The organism is Veillonellales bacterium (assembly GCA_039680175.1).
In the GTDB taxonomy this organism is placed as follows: domain Bacteria; phylum Bacillota; class Negativicutes; order JAAYSF01; family JAAYSF01; genus JBDKTO01.
Genome location: JBDKTO010000036.1, coordinates 15,718 through 34,471, shown reverse-complemented (window position 1 = coordinate 34,471; position 18,754 = coordinate 15,718). Strand labels below are relative to the sequence as shown.

Sequence of the window (18,754 nt, the reverse complement as noted above, 5' to 3'; positions counted from 1 at the left end):
CGGTCTTCAGCAGCAAAATCTTCCTGGCAACAGAGATCTACAAAACCGACAAGAACCTAATCGTTTTTAGATTTATTTTAGTAAGATGGGTAACAAAATCAGATTAATTGCAAACGCAAATACTGCTGTACTGATCATCGGGACGCAATTTCGCCTCACTAAATCAATTACGTTTACCTGCGTTATACCTGCAACAGCGATAACAACACCGGCTACAGGAGCGAGAGGCCTCCCGAGAATAGCCAGATCGTGTAATGGCATTAAAAACATCATTAATGGTACTGAAAACTGCGCTGCGATTGCTGGTGATAAATTGGCAAATGCAATAACAACCGCATTTGCCGAACCAATCATTGCTGCCAATAGAAAAGCAATAGTTGCAAAAATAAGCGATATACCTAATCCGCCCAGTTGCAACGAATTACCTAATTTTATCAAATATGTAACGGCTCCCATATCAATTAGACCGGCTGCAAAAATTTGACCTGCAATAACAAGAATAACCACGCTAAGAATTTTAGACATACCAGAAAGATACTCCCCAACTAATGTAAATACCTCTTTTAGTGACAATTTTTTAACAATTGCCATTAAAACCACTGAAATAGCAACACTGGCAAACATTACCGTGGAGATATCCATTTTTATCTGTTTATTAAAAAGCGGAATAAACATTATGAAAATCGGAATAAGCGGTATGATTGCCAATAAAGGATTACCTGGCTTTAAATCGCTCGTTTCTACATTATCCTCATCTGAGATGACAATAGATTTTTTATTATCACAGTATTTATGCCATACAAGATGCGATAATCCGGCAAACAAAACGATGAATACAGATGTATATATTTTATAATTAAAAAAATATTCATGTAATGGAAGATGAAGTAACTCCGCATTTAATGCACCAATAGTTGATAATGGAGTAATTGCAAAGCTGCCTGTTGTTGATATAACTGACGCGGCGGCCAGTTTTGAGATTCCAAGCTCTCTCAATATAGGATAAACCGTCGCTACTAACAACAATCCCAGTCCGGCGGCACTATCAATAAAAATATTTAAGAATACACCGAAATAGAATATTAATGCAAGAACGATGTAAGGGTTTTTAATTTTCTTTAAAGGTTTAATGGCATAATACACCAATGTTTGACCTGAACCTATTTTTTCTATGAAATAAGCAAAGCCTCCTATGGTAAGAATATACATTCCTACGCCACTAAATGTTGCTTTAAAATTCTCTGTCAGCACAGCAAATATATCAACAAAGAAAAAATCCGTAGGTTTTTTCAAAGGAATTTTACCATCGCCTATGTTAAAAAAATAGGCGATGGTAATTAAAATAAGACCAGCTGCCAATAAAGTGACAGTTGGATTATACTTTTTGATAATTGCCCAAAAAGTTAAAACCATTGATATTGCCAATATTAATATAATAAGAATATCCATTTTTAGATTTCTCTCCCTTTCTAGGCTTCATCCTTGAAACATTTAATGATCGGTTCCTCATTATTTATAGCAACTCCACGGTACATGCCATCAGTATTCATTTCAAAAACATAATTGCCATCTTTATCTAGCGCAATCATACCACCATGTCCTCCCAAGTCATATATTTTTTGCAATGTTGCAGATACTGCACTTTTTAAATCTAGTCCTTTATATTGGTATAAAGCATTCACTTCATGGCCGGCGACTGCTTGTACAAAAATGTCCCCAGTACCGGTCCCTGACATTGCAATACTATTATTATTGGCATAATTGCCGGCACCCGCTATGGCTGAATCGCCAACACGACCATATCTTTTATTAGTTAAACCGCCGGTAGAAGTAGCAGCAGCAAGATTACCGTGACAATCCAATGCTACGGCACCTACTGTTCCCATATACTTAGGTTGTTTATTCTTACCTGATGATAATGGAATATCATGATCGACATATACTGCATCTTTTTTTAATGCTTCTTGCAATTGATGGTAACGAAAATCCGTATAAAAATATTCCGGCTCTACACATTCAACACCATATTCTTTTGCAAACTTTTCTGCCCCTTCACTAATTAATAATACATGCGTTGAATGGCTCATCACTACATTTGCTGCTTTTATCGGGTTTTTAATTCTTCTAACCCCGCCAACAGCTCCTGAATTTAATGTTTTTCCATCCATAATACAAGCATCCATTTCGTTTTTACCTTCATGAGTAAAAACAGCACCTTTACCGGCATTAAACAAGGGAGAGTTTTCCATGACAACGACAGCAGCAGTCGTAGCATCAATACTCGAACCTTCATTTTGTAAAATATCTTGACCCGCCTTTAATGCTTGCAATAAAACCGTTCTTCTTTCTTCCAGTTCATCTAAAGATAAAGAATTTATGGTGCTTCCTGCACCGCCATGGATAAGTAAGACCGTCTTTTTCATTTTGTTAAACTCCTTTTTATATTAATAGCACTGTTTCTTCCATAATAGCTATGCAATATTCATGCCAACTGCAAAATATATCATAAATCCTGCAATATTAGGCTGATTCATAGAGGAATGATGCTATATGTGTAGAAAGGGAATGGGATAGGCTATTACTAATCCCATTTATAATCCCAATTCAAGAGAATGGAGCAGGGGGTACACAATGAAAAGCCTGGCTATCGTTTCCCAGGGGAAAAATACATGTTTGGCACTGCAAGAGCAACTCAAAGATTTACTGGGTAACCGGATAAGGATTACCGGATATTATATTGATGGAAATATGGCTGACAACATTACCGCTGATGTTGTGGTGTTTTCAAGCAAGCATTCCTATGAAAAAGCACTGCCCCGAATCAACCCTAAATGCCCTATAATTTTGGCAAGGCGCGCCATTAATTACCACGAAGTGGATCAGTTATTTGATTTACCGGCCAATACCGATGTTCTGCTTGTTAACGATCTCCTTTCTTCCGCTCAGGAGACCATCTCATTATTAATCGCCTTAGGTATTGACCATATAAAATATCATTCTTACGCCCCCGTCATGAAGAATTATCCTCACCTGAAAATAGCAATTACCCCGGGTGAAGTCAATTTAATACCGGCATGCGTGGAACAAGTGATAGACATTAAAAGCAGAGTTATTGATCTAACCACTCTAACTGAAATTTTGCAAAAATTATCCATTCTGGATAATAAAGCAAACTATCTTTCGGCGAACTATTTGCGGGATATTATAGAATTGATAAAAAAGAGCAAGTACAGCACAAATGTAAGCAATAAAATAAAAAATCAACTGCAAACGATTATTGACACCGTACACGACGGCATCATCGCAGTTGATAATGAAAAACACATATCCGTATTTAACCCGGTAGCGGAAACATTGTTTGGTTTGAAGGCTGTAGAAGCAGCCGGAAGTACGATTGACCAATTGCCCGGCGGCAAAAATCTTGCTTTTTTTAATCCCCTGAGCAGTGAAAATGAAATTTTTGTTAAAATAAACAACCACCATGTGATAGTGAATGCGGCAAAAATTCATGAAGAAGCTACCGAACTGGGTACGGTATATACGTTTAAAGATGTTTCAGAAATTCAAAGACTGGAAGAAGAACTGCGACGCAAATTAGTAAGTCAGCTTCACGTTGCCCGTTATACCTTTGCTAACATACAAGGAAAAACTCAAGCAATAACCCACACCGTAGAGCTGGCACGTAAAATGGCCGCATCAAATGCTCCCATCCTGATTCTGGGGGAAAGCGGCACAGGAAAAGAACTTTTAGCCCAGGGTATTCACAATGCTTCGCCACGAAAAAGCGGTCCGTTTGTCGCAGTAAATTTTGCCGCAATGACGGAAAATTTGCTGGAAAGCGAACTTTTCGGTTATGAAGAAGGGTCATTTACCGGCGCCCGGAAGGGCGGCTCAGCCGGACTATTTGAACAAGCCCATAAGGGGACCCTCTTCTTGGATGAAGTAGGCGATGCGCCTCTCCCTTTTCAGGTCAAACTTTTAAGAGTACTCCAGGAGAAGCAGGTCCGCCGCATCGGCGGATCGCGGATCATTCCGATTGACGTTAGAGTCATTACCGCTACCAATAGGGATTTAAAAAAGTTAATTGCAAACAATACTTTTCGTCAGGATTTATACTATCGTTTAAATGTATTGCCGATAAAAATGCCGTCCTTAAAAGACAGAAAAGCAGACATTCTTTTATTGGCGGAAAGCTTTTACAACGCCCATTGCCGCCAGCAAAAAAATACAATTCCGGCCGACATCTATTTGGAACGGATTGCAGCCCAATTTCTTTCATATGACTGGCCCGGCAATATCAGAGAACTGCAAAATGCAATCGAATATCTCGTTACTATTTCACCTGATTGCCCACCTTCGCCTATCATGTTGTCGGAAGAGCTGCAATCAACTCATACCAATCTCCATACACCTGAACAGCAAAACCTTGAGCCGCTGATTCTCACCACAATAACCAAATTCAACGAACAAAAAACACCGGTTGGCCGAAGATCCCTGGCCGCAGCCTTATCGTTACCAGAAAGCGTGGTAAGAAAATCACTGTCTCACCTCCAGCGGGAAGGATTAATCCAAATCAACAAAGGCCGAAACGGGCTGACGGTTTCTAACCACGGGGCTAAACTTTGAGAACCTCAAAGCCGGCAGCTTTACAATAATTTTTTATAAATTGCCCGCATGTCCTCCCTAGTTACAACTTTGGGATTGTTATCTAGCAAACGGGTTACTTTGGCAGCCGCTTCAATCATATCATCAAGGGCAGCTTCATTAATACCTTTCGCCTGCAAGTCGCATTTCACATTCAGATCCTCAATCATAGAATACAAATTATCAATCATCCGTTCAGCGGCTTCTCTGGTTGTACAGCCTGCAAGTTCAAGTCCCATAGCAACGGCAATATCTTTAAATTTTTCTTCACAGACATCTAAATTGAACTTCATCACATCCGGCAGCAGGATTGCATTGGATAAACCATGAGGAATATGATATTTCCCGCCCAGCGGATACGATAAGGCATGTACAGCAGTCGTACTGGAAGTTGCAATCGAAATGCCGCCAAACAGCGCTCCCAAAAGCATATCTTCCCGGGCTGTTAAGTTATGTCCGTCATTGTATGCCTCGCGGATGCTGCGGGAAATCAGGGTAATTGCTTTCAGCGCAAAAGTGTCACTGAAGGGATTCGCCTTTTTCGAAATATAACATTCAATGGCATGACATAAGGCATCCATCCCCGTATTCGCCGTGATGTGCTTAGGCAAATCAACTGTCATTGCCGGATCTAAAATTACACAGTCTGATACCATTTTTTCACTGACAATCCCAACCTTCAATTCTTCTTCCGGTACCAGGACAATGGCATTTGGCGTTGCTTCAGCTCCGGTTCCCGCTGTAGTCGGAATCATTATTGTTGGGATCCCGCGATATTTTATCTGTGCTTTTCCCTTGACTAATTCCCGTAAATTCACATTGTTAGTAAACAGCAACGAAACTATTTTTGCCGTATCCATGGAGCTGCCGCCGCCAATACCAATGATCATCTGACATTCAAACTCTTTTGCCGCCTGAAATATAGCTGCCACCTGATCTACCGCGGGTTCCGGCGGCGTGTTGTTTATTACATGGACATTAACCCCTGCCCCTTCCAGCAATGCTTTCGGCTTTTCTACCAGCCCGGAATTCCAAACCCCTTGATCCGTAATAATAACTACGTTTTTCGCTGCATAATCAGCTGCAAGATCTTTTATTTCTTTAATACTGCCCGCACCGGCAACAATTTTTCCAATGTTTAATAATGAATATATTACTCATAATTATTTTCCTCCATGAAAATGACTATCTTCTTTTCCCTTCAGGCTGTTCCCTTATACCCCTGAAGAAGATACATCTGTATTAACTACACCCACGTGTCTGGCCCATAATGCAGTAACAATTGGCACCAAAATACAAGTAACGATAACACTAGTAGCAACCAGCATGGTCGCCGCCGGAGCCACAGAAGCATACGCCGGATCAATGGATGCAATGGCCATAGGAACAACCGCTGCATTTCCAGCCGTTGATGCCGCCGCGATACCCGCGACTCCATTTCCACCCGTAAGTTTATCAAGAAGAATCAATACAGTACCTGTGCATATGACTACACCGACACCCAGCATTATACCCAGCAGACCGGCTTTCCAGACTGTTGTCAAGTTCAAGGTATTGCCTAAAGCAAACGCAAAGAAAGGAATCATAACCGGCACAGCTTTGGCAAGAAACTCACGCAATTCCCGGTCAAGATTACCGAGAACCATTCCGATGATCAGCGGCAGAATAGCGCCAACAAAAGTCTGCCAGGGGAATGCTGCCAGACCGGCTACTCCCAATGCGGCCATCGTAAAAAACGGTCCTGATTCCATACTCATGATCGAATAAGCTGCTCCATCTTCGCTCTTGCCGAACTGACCAATCAACGCCATGTACAATCCCCCATTAGTATCATTCATGGCGGCCATAATTGCCAATGCGGAAAGGCCTGCAAACATTCCAGTCTCAATCATGCCATTTGGTATAAAATGAGCGGCTAAAAGGCCAAGACAAGTGCCAGTCGCCAATTTGCCCAACAGTAATGTCCCGCCTTTTTTTAAAATGTATGGCGTTGCCTTCACATCAATGGTAGCTCCCATGCATACAAAGAACACCGCCAAAATTGATAACGATCCGGTCATCCAAGCACCGGTAAAAGAGCCGAAAGTTTTAGCTGCTGTTGGAAATAGTGTATTCACGACCGCTCCCAGCAGCAGCGGTATCATCATCATCCCACCGGGAATACGCTCAACCGACCTTTTAATTTGCATTTTCTTCACTCCATTCATTTTAATTTTACTATTGCAAACTTTTAACTTATTTTAAAGATGAGCAAATTTCACTTTTGCCATCTGTGCGCCAAGTAATAATGATTCTGTCATACTGCGGCTGTCGGCAATACCTTTACCGGCAATAGCAAAGGCTGTACCATGGTCAACAGAAGTCCGGATGAAAGGTAAGCCGACTGTTACATTAACTCCTGTTTCAAAGCCCAGGACTTTGATGGGAATATGCCCCTGATCGTGATACATAACCACTACAATATCAAACTCTTTTTTGATCGCCGCTTGATAAAATACAGTATCCGGCGGCACCGGTCCGGTAACGTTTATTCCTATTGCTTTTGCCGCGTCAACAGCTGGTGTAATTTCCAGTTCTTCTTCGTCGCCAAACAAGCCATGTTCACCGGAATGGGGATTTAACCCGGCTGCAGCGATCCGGGGATTTTCAATGCCCATCATTTTTAAAGCTTCATCGGCTAATTTAATCACGCGAAGCACGCGAGCTTTTTTAATAAGATCACAGGCTTTTCGCAGCGGCACATGAGTTGTTACATGAATGACTTTAAGCGGGCCGCTGACCAGCATCATCGAATAATCTTTTTGCCCGGACAGTGCAGCCAAGATTTCAGTATGTCCCGGATAATGATTGCCGCCAAGATTTAACGCTTCTTTATTTAAAGGAGCGGTCACAATTGCTTGAATTTCTTGCTTTAGCGCATAGTCGGCAGCTTTTTCAATATATTCATACGCTGCTTTACCCGCTCGGGCATCTACTTGGGCAAAAGGCAGATCCGCCGGTAAATTAGCCAAATCAACAATATCAATCGTCCCATACGCTTTACCAGCCAGACTTGGTGCCTGGACAGCCTGACATTTTAAGTCAGCACCGATGATTTTGACTGCCCGCTGAATTATTTTTTTATCGCCAAAAACTACCGGCCTTGCAATATCATATATTTTTCTTTCCGCCAATGCTTTGACAATAATCTCCGGACCAATTCCCGCCGCATCACCCATTGTAATTCCCAGTATCGGTTTCATCTGTATTCCTCCTCGTACTGTACTTCAATCCTAAAGCTTCAGCTTGTTTGCGCATTCACCAAGCAAGGCCGTTAATTTTTACGCCCGTTTTTTTCGCATTGCCTGCAGCGACAAAATAAATGAATCTTCATTGCCAAAAGCGCCGGCTTTTGTTATCACCAGCAGCCCGTTGCAACGACCGCCAACCAATCGACAGAGAGGAATTCCAGCAGTAACTTGTTCCAGTACTTCAATGGCTTCCGCCTCTAACGCCCGGCAAACATGAATTGCCGTGTCACCGCCGGTAAGCACCATACCCGCTAATTGAACATCCGCCAAACCCGCGGCAAGAGTACCGAATGCAGCCGCGGTATACTCACTTACCTCAGTACTGCTGATCCCGAGGCCTTTTCCCGCCGTAACCGCATCAACCACGTCATAATCATCAACCGCACTGGCAATTAAAACATCTTTTTCCTGCTCAAGCAGAACTTTCGCTTGCTTAATACACCGTTCTATTTCCCGCTCTTGATTCTGAATGAGTTTGGCTGCATCCATTCTTATCATTTGAATATTCGATAAATTCAGTACTGCATTGATTTGGGCTTGGGTAACTTTACTCACACTGCCGGCAATCACCAGGACGGCCCCTTTCCCCGGAATTACTGCAGTTTGGGGCTCAACTGACCATTGATAAAAATCAGGTAACTGTTCTGCCATTCCTGCCGATCCCACCCACAAAACGTTATGATAGTCTTGGGCAGTCTTGACAATCAGCCGTAAATGCTCATCCAATACGGCGTCAAATACGATCCAGCTTTCGCCACGATCTAAACAATGCCGAATCGCCTGTTTTATGGCTCCTGCTCCGGCCATAACCGTACTAAGTGAAATCAGCCCGATCTTACTATCGGTTTGTGTATGTAAAAGTTCCACTATGCGTGACTCATTTACCGGACTCTTCGGCGCATGAGCAATTTCGGTCAATTCAATCGGCAGATTAGCCAGTAAATGATAGCCGCCGACAGTTGTCCGCTGATTACCGGGAAAAGCGGGCGCTATCACGACCAGCTCCGGTTGAAAAACCATTGCGGCCGCTTCAATTTCAGCGCCGAGATTTCCCCGCAGGGTTGAATCAACCTTTTTGTAAATATTTTTCACGCCACTGGTTTGTAAAGCTTCGCAGACTGTTTTCACTTTCCGGTAAGCTTCTGCCGGCGCAATATCCCTGCTCTCCGTATCGACAACAATAACATCCGCCGGTTCGTGCAATAATTTTTGCTGATCAAAATCGATTCTTACACGACTTCTTATATTATGCTTAGCAAATTGTACTGCCGTATCATTCGCACCGGTTATATCATCGGCAATAACCGCTAATTTTACCATCACTATCCCCTTCCTCTATTACGTCCCGCTATATATTACTGCAAATTCCGTGCCAACATGATTTCCCCTGAAAATACTGCATTCATTTTTCCCCCATAAAAAAACATGCTGCGTTTTGCAACATGTTTAATGCAATGTGCAGCAAAATTATTCTTTTGCTGCCTTGGCATTTAGTTTTCGCCATAACGTCGTCCGATGAATTCCCAATCTGGCCGCGGCGCGCTTATAATTATATTCTTCTTCCCGCAGTACCCGCAATAACGTCTCCTGTTCCACCATCGCCAGACTGTCTTTGTTGCTTTTTTCACCGGCTCTTTCCGCTGCCGGCTCGCCTGCTTCATCACAGGCTTCCATGATATCCTGCTTCGTAATAGCCGGCCCGCCGCTTAATAGCATAGCCCGTTCTATCGTATTGGCCAATTGTCTGATATTACCCGGCCAGTCACATTGCTTTAAATATTCCCTGGCTGCTAAATTGATCCCCGTAATTTTCCCATTGATTTGATTCATTTTCTTAATCATTTGTTTTGCCAGCAGCGGGATATCATCTGCCCTTTCCCGCAATGGCGGCATATGAAGGCGCAATATATTGAGCCGGTAATAAAGATCCTGCCGGAATTTATTTTCTGCGATTAATTTTGCTAAATCGCGGTTAGTGGCAGCAATAATGCGTACATCAATGGGAATAACGCTGTCGCCGCCCAAATGCATGACCGCTTTTTCCTGCAGTACACGCAGTATTCTTGGCTGTAAAAACAACGGCATTTCACCAATTTCATCTAAGAAAAGCGTACCGCCATGGGCCAGTTCGAACAACCCCTGCCGGCCGCCTTTTCTGGCGCCGGTAAACGCACCTTCCTCGTAACCGAATAATTCACTTTCCAGCAGATTTTCCGGCAATGCCGCGCAATTTACGGCAACAAAGGGGCCGTCGGCCCGCCTGCTCACATTGTGAATACTTTGTGCCAGCATTTCCTTACCCGTACCTGATTCTCCTGTAATCAAAATCGTCGACTGCGTCAATGCATACTTCATCGCCTTGCGTTTTAACGCATTAAAAACCGGCGTCGAGCCAACAATATCGGACATTTTTATATAAGCCACCAAGCCTTTGGCGTGCAGCTTTTTGCGGACATTTTGCTCCAATTGCTGCAGCTGCGAAACATTTTGGAATGTATAAATAATGCCGATATTTTCATCATTGACTTTAATCCGGCTATGCTTAATCGCCAGTGTCTTATCACCGACGCGTTGTATATCCGCCGTTTTTTCCGCAGAATCATCATTCCCCGGCAAAAAAAATTGCGGTATGACTGTTTGCAGCTGATTGCCAATAGCGTCGAAGTGGGATACCTGAAAAAATTTTTCCGCCATCGGATTAAAAATAGTAATCCTTTCATTCACATCAATTGCAATAATGCCTTCGGCAGACGCATCAATTACCGTGCGCAGCAGCTCTGATTTTTCTTGCTCCTCACGCCGGATCCGCGCGATTAATCCAGCATCGTTAATCGCTTTATAAATCGCCTCCTTGCCGGATTGGATCAAAGACCCCTTTACACCGGCACGAGCCGCCAATTTTGTTGATATGGCATCGCCAACGATAAGTTCCAGGCCATTTTGGGCCGCGGCAGCAATTTTTCCCGGTGCCTCAGCTTCATTTTGTAATGCTATTTCCACAAAGGTAATACCAAGAAGTGTCGCTAAATCCTCACAGCCATAAATGATATTTTCAAAACCGGCAATCCCGATTTTTCCGGGACTTTGGCCGCTTTGCCTTAGAGCGCGTAAAACATCCATTACCGTAACCTGAATGTGCACAACCGGTATATTCACATTTTTCTCAATCAAGGTTGCTGTGCCGCCCCGGCTAACAATAACTTCAACCCCGTCTTCCACAGCCTGCTTAACGACAGCCATACCTTCTTGCAAATCGCCCTTGATTACCTGAATAAAAGGCGCCGAATCAGCAAACCGCTCCGCTACAACTTCCTTTGCCAACTTTTCCAGCCCGGCAAAGGGGGCTACAAATAAAATCTTCGCTGTCACGCTTGATCACCTCAAGACTCAATCTTACTGTTCACCACACTTATCTTTTCCAGCTTATCTTAATTCACTTAGCGACATTTTGTCCATAGCCTTTTCTATATCCCTGCTGCCGCTTCTAATAATGTAATTCATTAACACCTCTGCTCCGCTTCATCAACCAGGAATCGAATCGCAGCCAACATAAAAATCAAAATTCCGGCACCAAAAGTCAGCCATAAAACCAAATAGCTGCTTTGGGAAAGCAGCCAGCTATTAAACATAGTACCGAAACCGCCGCCGCCAAAAAGCCCCAGCCCAATTAACGCCGAAGGAAGTCCCTTGCTGTTGCTTGAGACATCAAAGGCGATTGTCGCTAACGTCGATTGAATAAAAATATAGCTAACGCCCAAGCTGATTGTCGCTAAACACCCGACTGCCCGGCAGGGGAACATGGTTAATAGTACAGCTGTAAGTAAAGCCAGACAGCCGCCCGCCGCGACTGTCTTTTTTTGTCCAATTTTTTGTCCCAGCCTGCCGACTTGCCCCCCGGCCAGAAAGCAGGCAAAGCCAAAGAGCATAATGACGATCCCCACTTGCAGGTAAGTCAACCCGGCAATCTCATGAAAAAATGCCCCCAGATAACTATAAGATCCAAGTAATAAAAATCCGGCAAAAAAAGCTAACGGGAAGATCACTTTTCCTGTTGACGACAGTGTTACCCGCTTGATTTCCGCGAAAAAACTATGGCCGGTAGAATCAGACAAACCGGGAGGCAATTTTTGCAAAAGAAGCACTGTACCGGCAGCCGCGGCGGCAAAGAAGGCAAAGGCGGTGCGCCAGCTGACATATTGGGCAAATATGCCGCCAAGTCCGGCGCTTAACCCCTGACCGAGAAAAACAATTCCCATAAACATTCCCACATTCTTTTGCCGCTCTGAAACTGAAACAGTATCCCCGATCAATGCCAGAGAAACAGCAATAATTCCCGCCGCAAAGAAACCGGTAACGAACCGCCAGCAGCATAATGCCCATAAGGAATTTGCCATAAAGCAGCCGGCTGTGCCTACAGCAAGCCCCGCAACAATCCCTTGCAGCAGTTTTGCTTTTCCCCAGCAATCACTGAGAAAGCCATAAACAGGCTGCATGATTCCATAAGGCAGCAGATAGGCCGTCAAGATCACTCCGGCCTGGGAAACCGAGACATCGAACCCGGATGCGATTGCCGGTAAAACAGGGGAAATAACCCAATTGTCTGCTGCAGAAATAAATCCGGCAGCACCCAACCTCCCAATTAACGTTTTATGATTTAACTTATTCAAGCAGCCTCAATCCTTTCATAAGTTTGATGAAAGCTATATAATAGTGGTACAGTTTTAGTATAACTACGGAATTTTTGAGCTGCAAGGAGTTATTTTTTCATTGTACCGGTACAGAATGGAGAAAAAATAGCATGAAATATAATCAAATCATAAACTATCTGCAAACAGAAATTAACAGCAAGCGGCTGCACAGCGGCGATAGAATCCCCTCCATCCGGGAAATGGCGCTGCTGTTTCACTGCAGTAAAGCCACTGTCATCCGCGCTTATCGTGAACTGGAGGATAAACACATTTTATATTCTATTCCCAAGAGCGGCTATTTTGTCGTAAATAACAGCCAGATTCAGCCTTCCAATCTATCATTTATTGATTTTGCGTCGATGATGCCTGAAACCGCAATAATCCCTTATTGGGAATTTCGTCATTGCATTAATCAATCATTGGATGTATACCAGGAAAAATCATTAATGTATAACGAGAAACAAGGGCTGCCCGCTTTACGGACAGCCTTGGCCAGACAATTGCAGGATGTTCAGATTTTTGAGAAGCCGGAAAATATATATATTACCGCCGGCGCGCAGCAAACCATTGATATTCTGGTCAGAATGCCCTTCCCTAACGGAAAAACCACCGTGTTAGTCGAACAGCCTACATATGCCGGCATTTTAAAATCTTTAAGAAATTCCGGGGTTACTGCAATCGGTATAAGGAGAAATTACAACGGAATCAGCTTTGACAAACTGGAAAGTTTTTTTAAAAATGGGAATATAAAATTCTTTTATACGATGCCGCGTTACCAAAACCCTACCGGTGCATCTTATTCCGGCAAAGAGAAAGAAGCGATTTTAGCTTTAGCGCGTAAATACGATGTTTACATTGTAGAAGACGATTATTTAGCCGAATTTAATGCTGACGCCAAAACAGACCCTTTATATGCAATGGATAATTCGGAACATATCATTTATGTTAAAAGTTATTCGAAAGTCTGCCTGCCGGGGCTGCGCCTCGGTGCAGTATTATTGCCGCAATCCTTTAGAAATGTATTTCTGGAATATAAGTGCTGTGTTGATCCTTATACCTCGGCTATACTCCAGGGAGCATTCGCTATGTTTTTAAAAAACGGCATGTACACTCACCATGTAAAAAAAATGAATCACTTTTATTACAGCCGCATTGCCGCCCTCGCCCATGCTTGTAAGCAATTGCCTCCCGAAGCAACTTGGCAGCACTCCAGTCATTGTCCCCTTATCTTTGTGGAATTGCCTGAGCAAATAAGTTTTCCCCGGATCGCCGCGAGTCTGCAGACCAAGAATATCCTGCTCCAAGGCGGCGATATCTGGTACTTGCCGAACTTTGAACAAAAAAACGGCATTCGCTTATGCGTATATCAAACGGACGAAGCGCAGATCTCTGCCGGAATTTCCAGCATTACTGACGCAATCAATTATCAGTTAAGCCAAAAAGCTGCCCGCCCGCCCGAATTTTCCTATGAGATATAACCGCGGGATTATTTATACTGCCAACAGCACATTTTCCGTTCCATATAGTCCAGCGTGCCAAATAAAATAAGACCGATAATACTTAGCACAACAATTCCCGAATACATTTCCAAATAGTCTACCCGCATCCAGGCGTCCATGATAAAGTACCCCATTCCGTATTGAGTGCCAAAGGTTTCGGTAAAAAACAACACGGATATGGCTGTCGCCATAGCGATCCGCAGGGACGTCAAAAAATTCGGCATAGAGGCCGGAATGAGAATTTCCCGAAAAATATCCATATACCCCGCCCCTAAAGAATAAAGGGGATAATACGTTTCCCTGGGAATGCCTTTCACACCGTCCCGTACGGCGACAATCACCTGAAAAACAACGATTAGAAAAATCATAAGAACCTTGGATAAATCTCCCAGACCGCAAAGCAGCATCATAATGGGAAGCAATGCGATTTTAGGAATAGGATAAGCTAAATAAATAAGGGGTGATAACCCCCGATCCCATTGCGAAAAATACCCCATACAAAGACCGAGCGGAATGCCCACCGTCACTGCCAATAAAACGCCCGCGGCAATGCGCCACAGACTATAAAGGCCATGAAGGGCAATCTTCGCCGTGAATATTTGCAATAGGTTTTGCGCCACACTCCAGGGAGATGGAATAATCGGAAGCTGTACCATAAAGGCAATCGCGTGCCATAAGCCTATAAAAATGAGTACGCCGTAAAGATACCAGACCCCTGTTACTTGTTTTTTCATTTTGACCAATCCTCTTTTATCGTTTTGCGCAAAGATAAACACAGCTGAAAAAACTCCGGCTGATTTCGAATATCTTCCCTGCCAAAAAGAGGATTATCAATAACTTGGTTGACTCTCCCGGGAGAAGGAGACAAAACCAGAATCTTCTGTCCCAAATAGACGGCTTCCTCTACTTGGTGAGTAACCAGTATGGTCGAAACATCATGTTTTCGCCAAACATGCAAAAATAGATCTTGTATTTCTTCCCGGCTCATCGCATCCAGCGCTGAAAACGGCTCGTCCATCAGCAGCAAGTCCGGATTCAGCAGAAAACCTCTGGCCAATGCCACTCGCTGCTGCTGCCCGCCGCTTAACTCTCCGGGATAACGCTTCTCCAGCCCTTCCAGCCCCAATTGCTGCAGCAAAAAGCCCAGTGACTCCCTTAGCGCGCTGTTCATTTGCTGCTTGATTTTTACACCGAGACAGATATTGTCATATACATTTCTCCAGGGCAGCAGTCCATAATCCTGAGGAATAAAGCCAATCTTTTGTCTCCGGGGCGTCACCGGCTGTCCCCCGATTTCAACTAGGCCGTCGTAGTCCGTAATGATGCCGGCGATCACTTTGAGCAGTGTTGATTTTCCGCAGCCGGAGGGACCGATAATCGCACAGGTAGCCCCCTCGGGAAGTTCCAAATCTATATGCTGCAAAGCCGTATGCTTTTCCCCCGCCAATTGATAGGCAACAGTTAAATTGCGAATACGGATCATTGTCATTTTACCTCACAAACCGGTCGTCAACCAGCTCCGTATAAGAATACCCCTGCTGAATTAACTGTCTTTCCTTAAGCCAGGCGATTACTGCTTCGATATCATTGGGCTGCGGTGCTGCAGCCTTCTTGTATTGAGGCAAAACAAGCGCCTCTTTCATATCTTTCGGAAAACCTCCCTTTTCAATAATCAAATCAATATAACTTGACATCGGCTCGCGGGATAAATAATCCACCGCTTTGCCATAGGCACGATACACAGCCTGAATTTCTTTTTCCTTGTCTTTGACTGATTTGGCAGTAAAAATCATTACTCCGGGACTGATCCCCAATTGATCTGAACTTTCCAGTACCCTGCCGCCGTTTTTAACGGCAATACTGGCCATAGGCTCCGGTAAGGTTGCCGCGGATATTTTACCGTTTTGGAGCATTTCCAGACGGGCAGGGATCTGGGGAATGATAATTTTATTGATATCGGCGGGAGCTAATCCTCCCTTAGCCGCAATCTTATCGGTTACATACTCAATAATCGTATTTTTTGAAATTGCCACATCTTTTCCCTTTAACTCCTGGATAGTGCTCGCTGGTTCCTCTTTGTTTACTACCAGTTTATAACTGCCTGTTGTCAGGGAGGTAATCCTGGTATTAAAGCCGCCGTTTTTGGCAAACGTTTCCGCCAGCATGTCGGAAACAGCCCCGTCCAGGTTCCCACTTTGCAGGGCGCTATCCCGATCTACGGCACTTTTAAAATACTTAAGGGTTACCGTGACGCCCTCTTCTTTAAAATAGCCTCTTTCCTGAGCAATAATAAACGGAATGGAATCTACATCCGGCATAACCCCAATGGTAATACTTTGCAATTGGCCTGTCTTTTGGGCAGAGTCTTGTTTTTGCTGCGTGCTGCAGCCTCCCAGAAGAAGAGATACCGCCATAACAGCAATTAAACTTAAAATAGCAGCAAGTTTTCTCATATAATCCTCTCTTCCTTATTTTGCTTCATCAACCTAACCACATATATCACTGCGCAGTTAAAATGAATGGTCCGTTCGGCGTAATCGCAAGCGTATGTTCATATTGCGCCGAAAGCTGACCGTCAACTGTTCTTGCCGTCCAGCCGTTCTGATCTATTGTACAATGGAACGAACCGATATTAACCATTGGTTCAATGGTTATAACCATGCCCCTTTTCAGCTTAAGGCCTCTGCCGGGTCTGCCGTAATTAAGAACCGCCGGGTCCTCATGCATCACTCTGCCGATACCATGTCCCGTAAAATCTCTAACAACCGAAAGCCCTGCGTTCTCCGCATACGTTTGTATAGCATGCCCGATATCGCCCAACCGGTTTCCCTCCTGTGCCTGCTCAATCCCCTTATACATACATTCTTTCGTAATTTGCATTAAATGTTTTGCTGCAGCGGAAATATTGCCTACGGAATGAGTCCAGGCCGAATCAGCAAGACCGCCTTTTAAATTAACCACAAAATCAATTGTCACAATATCCCCGTCTTTGAGTGGTCTGCCGTTAGGAAATCCATGGCAAATTTCATCATTAACCGAAGCACAAGTCGCATAGGGATACCCCTGATAGCCTTTTTGTTCCGCTGTAGCACCCCAGTCGGCTAAATATTCTTCGACAAATTTATCAATTTCCAGCGTACTAATGCCGGGTTTGATCATCTTTGCAATCTCTTTATGGCACGAGGCCAGTATTTTACCTGCTGCATGCATCTTTTCTATTTCCTGTTCACTTTTAAATATAATCATCTTTCTTCTTCTCCTTAAATACGCAGGGACAGAGCGCCTGTGTTATTCTGCCTTTACCACAACATTTGCTGCAATGTTCGCTTTCAAATCATACCAATATACATAATACACAGCTGGCTCTAAGGCACAACCGAGCCATCCTCGTATATATTATACCTGCTGCCCCCTAATTTTTTCGCCCTGTACATGGCCTGATCGGCATAATGAACCAGATTAGCAACATTGTCGGTATCTGCCGGAAAAAAGCTTACACCAATGCTTACACCTATCGTTATCCTGTGTCCACCAATAACAATAGGCCGACAACAATTCTCAATCAGACGGGTCGCGATGAGCCCGGCTACGCTGCTGTCGCCTCCCCCCGACAGGATTGCAGTAAATTCATCACCAGCCAGCCGGGCAACAAAATCCTTGTGCCGTACCGTGTGACGAAGCCGCTTGGCCACCACTTGCAGCAATAAATCGCCGGCAGTATGACCATATGCATCATTAACCTTTTTTAAGCCATCGATGTCCAGAAACAGAACAGCAAACGAATTCTCGAATTGCGCCTTGCGCGAAACGGCTTCTTCCAATACGGCATCAAACAACCTCCGGTTAGGCAGATTCGTGAGTGAATCATAAAAAGCGTAGTGGTAGATAACTTCTTCGTTTTTTCGGCGTTCACTGATATCCCGTGTAATACCGACATATCCCATCAGACGGTTGTCGGAACTAAATATAGGATTGACAGTCACCTCCAGCCAAATATGGTGCCCGTCCTTGTGAATCGCCTCCACAGTATAGGTAGAACTTCCCCAGGTCTGCTTTAACTCCTGCAAATATGCAACCTGGGAATATCCTCCTTTAACCTCACTGCCTGATTCCGGCGTAAGTATGCTGAAGAGAGAGCGCCCGACGATTTCTTCGACTTGATAGCCCAAGATAGTTTGAACCGCCGGTGACACATAAACAAACTGGAAACGGTTGTCGAGGTGCCACATCGCATCCACCGAGTTTTCAGCAAAAAACCGGTACATTGCTTCACTTTTTTCCAATTTTTCTTTAATCTGCCGCAGTTCTTCACACTTTTGCCGCAATTCCATCACTTGAAAGTTTTCCCTGGTCTCTTCCTTCCGCCTCACGTCTTCACACCTTTCCTGCCGCTATAATCAAAATTACTTTCACGCCCCATTTCCCCTTTGGCCTATCCGCGTTAGGAGATATTTCATACGAATTGACTTCCACAATTTATCCCCAAAAACCTGCTTATTCTGACAAATAACTATTAACTCAGCTTCGGAAATCATATAGAAGTTCCCCAGTAAATTAGCTGAATTTAGCTATTGGCCAGTTCCTTGCCGAATCAAAAAAAAGATGGTCCCAGCTTTATATTACACAAAAGCTG

At 43.9% G+C, this 18,754-nt stretch carries 15 protein-coding genes; 2 read left to right on the top strand and 13 right to left on the bottom strand.

Going from position 1 to position 18,754, the window contains the following annotated elements; all coding sequences use genetic code 11:
• Positions 1-72: 72 nt before the first annotated feature.
• On the bottom strand, positions 73-1,449 hold the full coding sequence (gene dcuC, locus ABFC84_05855; protein MEN6412278.1) for a C4-dicarboxylate transporter DcuC: 1,377 nt from the start codon (positions 1,447-1,449) through the stop codon (positions 73-75).
• 20 nt (positions 1,450-1,469) lie between these two features.
• Complete coding sequence (locus tag ABFC84_05850; GenBank protein MEN6412277.1) at positions 1,470-2,423, bottom strand: isoaspartyl peptidase/L-asparaginase; 954 nt, start codon at positions 2,421-2,423, stop codon at positions 1,470-1,472.
• 208 nt (positions 2,424-2,631) lie between these two features.
• Between ABFC84_05850 and ABFC84_05845 the strand changes: the two genes are divergently transcribed.
• Positions 2,632-4,626, top strand: a complete 1,995-nt coding sequence (locus ABFC84_05845) for a sigma 54-interacting transcriptional regulator (protein MEN6412276.1) — start codon at positions 2,632-2,634, stop codon at positions 4,624-4,626.
• A gap of 20 nt (positions 4,627-4,646) precedes the next feature.
• Here the strand turns inward: ABFC84_05845 and ABFC84_05840 are convergent, their stop codons facing one another.
• The 6 genes from ABFC84_05840 to ABFC84_05815 all read right to left on the bottom strand — a co-directional run bounded on the left by ABFC84_05840 (position 4,647) and on the right by ABFC84_05815 (position 12,601).
• Positions 4,647-5,771, bottom strand: a complete 1,125-nt coding sequence (locus tag ABFC84_05840) for an iron-containing alcohol dehydrogenase (protein MEN6412275.1) — start codon at positions 5,769-5,771, stop codon at positions 4,647-4,649.
• Positions 5,772-5,858: 87 nt separating this feature from the next.
• A complete protein-coding gene (locus ABFC84_05835; protein MEN6412274.1) occupies positions 5,859-6,833 on the bottom strand; it encodes a 2-keto-3-deoxygluconate permease in 975 nt (324 codons plus the stop codon).
• A 51-nt stretch (positions 6,834-6,884) separates the two neighbouring features.
• Positions 6,885-7,886: a 4-hydroxythreonine-4-phosphate dehydrogenase PdxA gene (pdxA, locus tag ABFC84_05830; GenBank protein MEN6412273.1), complete on the bottom strand. Its 1,002-nt coding sequence runs from the start codon at positions 7,884-7,886 to the stop codon at positions 6,885-6,887.
• Between the two features lie 78 nt (positions 7,887-7,964).
• Positions 7,965-9,254, bottom strand: a complete 1,290-nt coding sequence (locus tag ABFC84_05825) for a four-carbon acid sugar kinase family protein (GenBank protein MEN6412272.1) — start codon at positions 9,252-9,254, stop codon at positions 7,965-7,967.
• Between the two features lie 147 nt (positions 9,255-9,401).
• On the bottom strand, positions 9,402-11,303 hold the full coding sequence (locus ABFC84_05820) for a sigma 54-interacting transcriptional regulator (GenBank protein MEN6412271.1): 1,902 nt from the start codon (positions 11,301-11,303) through the stop codon (positions 9,402-9,404).
• A gap of 131 nt (positions 11,304-11,434) precedes the next feature.
• Positions 11,435-12,601, bottom strand: a complete 1,167-nt coding sequence (locus ABFC84_05815) for an MFS transporter (protein ID MEN6412270.1) — start codon at positions 12,599-12,601, stop codon at positions 11,435-11,437.
• A 131-nt stretch (positions 12,602-12,732) separates the two neighbouring features.
• Between ABFC84_05815 and ABFC84_05810 the strand changes: the two genes are divergently transcribed.
• Positions 12,733-14,100 (top strand): PLP-dependent aminotransferase family protein, encoded by a 1,368-nt coding sequence (locus ABFC84_05810; protein MEN6412269.1) that lies wholly within the window; start codon positions 12,733-12,735, stop codon positions 14,098-14,100.
• A gap of 8 nt (positions 14,101-14,108) precedes the next feature.
• Here ABFC84_05810 and ABFC84_05805 read toward each other — a convergent pair whose 3' ends face one another.
• The 5 genes from ABFC84_05805 to ABFC84_05785 all read right to left on the bottom strand — a co-directional run bounded on the left by ABFC84_05805 (position 14,109) and on the right by ABFC84_05785 (position 18,491).
• Positions 14,109-14,855, bottom strand: coding sequence for an ABC transporter permease (locus ABFC84_05805; protein ID MEN6412268.1), 747 nt, complete (start codon positions 14,853-14,855; stop codon positions 14,109-14,111).
• Positions 14,852-15,610 (bottom strand): ABC transporter ATP-binding protein, encoded by a 759-nt coding sequence (locus tag ABFC84_05800; GenBank protein MEN6412267.1) that lies wholly within the window; start codon positions 15,608-15,610, stop codon positions 14,852-14,854. Before ABFC84_05800 ends, ABFC84_05805 begins: the two co-directional genes overlap by 4 nt.
• A gap of 1 nt (position 15,611) precedes the next feature.
• Positions 15,612-16,574: a MetQ/NlpA family ABC transporter substrate-binding protein gene (locus tag ABFC84_05795; protein ID MEN6412266.1), complete on the bottom strand. Its 963-nt coding sequence runs from the start codon at positions 16,572-16,574 to the stop codon at positions 15,612-15,614.
• Between the two features lie 46 nt (positions 16,575-16,620).
• Entirely contained in the window at positions 16,621-17,367 is a 747-nt protein-coding gene (gene map, locus ABFC84_05790) for a type I methionyl aminopeptidase (GenBank protein ID MEN6412265.1), read from the bottom strand.
• Positions 17,368-17,486: 119 nt separating this feature from the next.
• Entirely contained in the window at positions 17,487-18,491 is a 1,005-nt protein-coding gene (locus ABFC84_05785; protein MEN6412264.1) for a diguanylate cyclase, read from the bottom strand.
• Positions 18,492-18,754 lie beyond the last annotated feature (263 nt).

What these genes read in the sequence shown, in the direction of transcription:
- map (MEN6412265.1), bottom strand. Translation starts at nt 17,367, where the DNA reads ATGATTATATTTAAAAGTGAACAGGAAATAGAAAAGATGCATGCAGCA.
- ABFC84_05795 (MEN6412266.1), bottom strand. Translation starts at nt 16,574, where the DNA reads ATGAGAAAACTTGCTGCTATTTTAAGTTTAATTGCTGTTATGGCGGTA.
- ABFC84_05800 (MEN6412267.1), bottom strand. Translation starts at nt 15,610, where the DNA reads ATGACAATGATCCGTATTCGCAATTTAACTGTTGCCTATCAATTGGCG.
- ABFC84_05845 (MEN6412276.1), top strand. Translation starts at nt 2,632, where the DNA reads ATGAAAAGCCTGGCTATCGTTTCCCAGGGGAAAAATACATGTTTGGCA.
- ABFC84_05810 (MEN6412269.1), top strand. Translation starts at nt 12,733, where the DNA reads ATGAAATATAATCAAATCATAAACTATCTGCAAACAGAAATTAACAGC.
- ABFC84_05805 (MEN6412268.1), bottom strand. Translation starts at nt 14,855, where the DNA reads ATGAAAAAACAAGTAACAGGGGTCTGGTATCTTTACGGCGTACTCATT.
- pdxA (MEN6412273.1), bottom strand. Translation starts at nt 7,886, where the DNA reads ATGAAACCGATACTGGGAATTACAATGGGTGATGCGGCGGGAATTGGT.
- ABFC84_05850 (MEN6412277.1), bottom strand. Translation starts at nt 2,423, where the DNA reads ATGAAAAAGACGGTCTTACTTATCCATGGCGGTGCAGGAAGCACCATA.
- dcuC (MEN6412278.1), bottom strand. Translation starts at nt 1,449, where the DNA reads ATGGATATTCTTATTATATTAATATTGGCAATATCAATGGTTTTAACT.
- ABFC84_05835 (MEN6412274.1), bottom strand. Translation starts at nt 6,833, where the DNA reads ATGCAAATTAAAAGGTCGGTTGAGCGTATTCCCGGTGGGATGATGATG.
- ABFC84_05825 (MEN6412272.1), bottom strand. Translation starts at nt 9,254, where the DNA reads ATGGTAAAATTAGCGGTTATTGCCGATGATATAACCGGTGCGAATGAT.